The following is a 2,852-nucleotide window of genomic DNA, read 5'->3' on the forward strand; positions in this document are numbered from 1 at the left end:
AACTTTATAAGTTTCACACAAGGAAAATGTTGGATATGTGAAGATTACAGCCTATATTGGCCAGAGGATAAAAGAATCTTCTGTAAAAGACAAATAAGACAAAGAGAAGAAAGGAAGTTGGCCAAGAAAATGAAAAAGGAAAGTGAAGCGAGTAAGAGAGGAAAGAGAGCGAAAAGAAAAGGCTATACAGGAGAGAGAGAAGTAGTGGAGCTTTTAAATAAATATGGGATACAGGCCGAGAGAATTCCTCTCTCAGGAGCTTTAAAAACAGACAAATATTCATGTGATGTGATATGTAAAATTAAAGATACTGAAAAAAGAATTGAAGTTAAGAGAAGAAAGTCAGGCTTAAACACAATATACAAGTGGCTTGAACAAGATAAAAACAGCAATATGCTTTTTATGAGACAGGATAATAAAGGCTGGATAGTATGCATGACATTAGAGGAGTTTTTATCAATTTTGTAAAAAGGGGGATTTTGTATGGGCAATATGATAAGAAAAATGCAAAGACAAGCTATACAAAATAGATTAAAACAGCAAGGGACAAATGCACTTATGAAAGCAGCAGCAAATGCAGCAGAAGAAAGGGCAAAAGAATTAGCAACAAGAGCAGTTGAAGATTACATAATTGCAGTAAGTGATGCTTTAGAACATGTGTTAAGAGAAAAATTAGGTTTTGGAGATAAGAGATTAGCAGAGTTTGCAGCAGCTTTAAATGAACATTTGCCTAATCATTTTCAATATAACATTCCAAAAAAGTTTGAGTTAAAGAAGAAAAAGAAGGTAACACAAGAAAAACTAATTGACTTATCGGAGCTTTTACTTGAACTCGGCTGCGATGAAAAATGCAAAATGGCATGTAAAAACTTTAAAGAATGCAAATTTTATAAGATATTCAAATCAAGAGACATAGAAGAATACGATTTAACAGCAAAAGGATGCCCATATCAAATAACACCAGCAAATATGGATGCGGATGAATTAAGAATAAAAAAGCAAGTTTTTATAGATAGATGGCAGAGAATAATTATGAGTGAACAAAATTAAAATGTTAGGGGCTGCATAACATGGCATTAGATATGATAGATATAGGACAAGCTATTTACGAAACAGCAAAGAGAATTGAAAAAGGAGTTAATGAACTTTACAAATACGCTAAGGCTTATGCCGAAGCTGAAAGGGAATATAGGCTTGCATTAGCAAAAGAGATTGTAAAATTGAAGGATGAGAAAATGCAAGCCACTCTCATCCCTGATGTTGCAAGAGGAAATGTGGCAGAGTTGAAATACAAAAGAGACCTGGCAGAGGTGAGTTATAAAACAGCGAGGGATATGCTTGAGGCATTGCAAGCGGAATTGAGTGGCTTACAGAGCTTATATAAAAATCAAGGAGAGATGTAAAGTGATTATCAAAGGAGACAATTTAAAGCTTTACTATCGAGATAATAGAGGATTAGGCATATCAATTAATATGACAGAAATAGAGAAAGAGGAATATGGATATGACCTGACTCCAGGACAATTTATATATTCTTTAATATATGACAATAACGAATTATATTACAGATGTGTTATAAAGGACGTATCAGAAGAAGGAATAACGATAGAAAAAGCTTTATTATTAAATGAAGAAAGGTTTTTACCCTGGACAAAAGAAGTAAACGGAAATTTGTTAATTTTAAAATGTAGACCATGTGAAATTTTATTTGAAAAGATGAAGTTAAAAGAAGCTATTGCAAGATATGAGGACAAAATATGGTATGAGCATGGTGGCTGGAGGAAAACTTCTGAATTTGCAAAGAATCTAAAAAACTTTGTTCAACTAGGACAATTAAAATTAATTTAGGAGGTAAAGTAATATGCACCCAGAAGCAATAAAATACACTGCATGTGCAATAGTGGACCTCCTGGCGAATGACTTGATTAGATTTAAGATAAATGCGGAGAAGGCTGCAAAGATACATAAACAACAAAGCAATATATGCGAATGTGGAATGGTTCTTATAGAAGGCAAAATGAAGCATGGAAAAGATAAAATAAGTATAAAGTTATGCACAGTTTGTGGACAAGTTTATAAAGATGGGGAAAAGTTAATGAAAATTAGGAGGGTAAAGGTATGTTAAAAGTAATAATTATTATGATAATTGGTGGGATGATTGGAATCTTTTTTACAGCTCTATTATTAGCTCTGACAGTATGGAAAGAAGTTAATGCACAGACAAACTTGATTAGAGAGAAAATGAATGAATTTGAACAAGAATGGAACAAATGGAATAGAAGGTGATGTATAGGTCTTAGTTAAACAAAAAGTTCACAATAAGGTGGTGACGTAATGATAAAACACGAAATCTTTAGAAAGACAGAAGGAATGTTGTATAGGTATTTTAGAGATAAGAAGAAATTAGGAAGAATGAAACATAAAATTGAAATACTTGAGCAAAAGATAAGAAAACTTACTGAAGATATTAAAAATACGAATGTAACATTAAAAACAGATTTACAATCAATAGCTTATGATAAACCTTATATACAAAGTAATAGCGACGGATCCAGTCAAGCAGAAAAAGAACTTATAAGATTAATAACAAAACTTGAAGAAGAATTAAAAAGAACAATCAAAGAAAAATTAAAGCTAAAAGCAAAAGTAATAGATATTGAAACAAGAATTGCCGACATAGAATATGCGATTAATCAAATGAGTGAAGAAGCAAAGCAAATTATTGAGATGAAGTATGGAGATGGATATAGTATTTATTACATAGCAGACATGCTTAATATGGGGAAAAGCACAATAGCAAGAAAACGAGAAGAAATAGTTGAGGACTTTGCCAAATATTTTGAAATAAAATG

The 2,852-nt window shown here is 31.9% G+C and carries 7 protein-coding genes; all 7 read left to right on the forward strand.

Annotated features, from left to right (window positions below; all coding sequences use genetic code 11):
- On the forward strand, window positions 1-468 hold a 468-nt coding region (locus Q3V94_RS13590), incomplete at its 5' end, for a hypothetical protein (protein ID WP_303528534.1).
- A 15-nt stretch (window positions 469-483) separates the two neighbouring features.
- Window positions 484-1,050, forward strand: a complete 567-nt coding sequence (locus tag Q3V94_RS13595; protein ID WP_303528535.1) for a DUF5651 domain-containing protein — start codon at window positions 484-486, stop codon at window positions 1,048-1,050.
- A 20-nt stretch (window positions 1,051-1,070) separates the two neighbouring features.
- On the forward strand, window positions 1,071-1,403 hold the full coding sequence (locus Q3V94_RS13600) for a hypothetical protein (protein ID WP_303526884.1): 333 nt from the start codon (window positions 1,071-1,073) through the stop codon (window positions 1,401-1,403).
- 1 nt (window position 1,404) lies between these two features.
- Entirely contained in the window at window positions 1,405-1,848 is a 444-nt protein-coding gene (locus tag Q3V94_RS13605; RefSeq protein ID WP_303526883.1) for a hypothetical protein, read from the forward strand.
- A gap of 13 nt (window positions 1,849-1,861) precedes the next feature.
- Window positions 1,862-2,125, forward strand: a complete 264-nt coding sequence (locus Q3V94_RS13610) for a hypothetical protein (protein ID WP_303526881.1) — start codon at window positions 1,862-1,864, stop codon at window positions 2,123-2,125.
- Window positions 2,119-2,286: a hypothetical protein gene (locus Q3V94_RS13615; protein WP_303526879.1), complete on the forward strand. Its 168-nt coding sequence runs from the start codon at window positions 2,119-2,121 to the stop codon at window positions 2,284-2,286. Before Q3V94_RS13610 ends, Q3V94_RS13615 begins: the two co-directional genes overlap by 7 nt.
- Window positions 2,287-2,334: 48 nt before the next feature.
- On the forward strand, window positions 2,335-2,852 hold a 518-nt coding region (locus Q3V94_RS13620), incomplete at its 3' end, for a sigma factor-like helix-turn-helix DNA-binding protein (RefSeq protein WP_303528537.1).

Origin of the sequence: Caloramator sp. CAR-1, assembly GCF_030546345.1 — a bacterium.
Classification (GTDB): Bacteria; Bacillota; Clostridia; order Clostridiales; family Caloramatoraceae; genus Caloramator; species Caloramator australicus.

Coding starts and splice junctions, on each gene's coding strand:
- Q3V94_RS13595 (WP_303528535.1), top strand. CDS start 484: ATGGGCAATATGATAAGAAAAATGCAAAGACAAGCTATACAAAATAGA.
- Q3V94_RS13600 (WP_303526884.1), top strand. CDS start 1,071: ATGGCATTAGATATGATAGATATAGGACAAGCTATTTACGAAACAGCA.
- Q3V94_RS13610 (WP_303526881.1), top strand. CDS start 1,862: ATGCACCCAGAAGCAATAAAATACACTGCATGTGCAATAGTGGACCTC.
- Q3V94_RS13615 (WP_303526879.1), top strand. CDS start 2,119: ATGTTAAAAGTAATAATTATTATGATAATTGGTGGGATGATTGGAATC.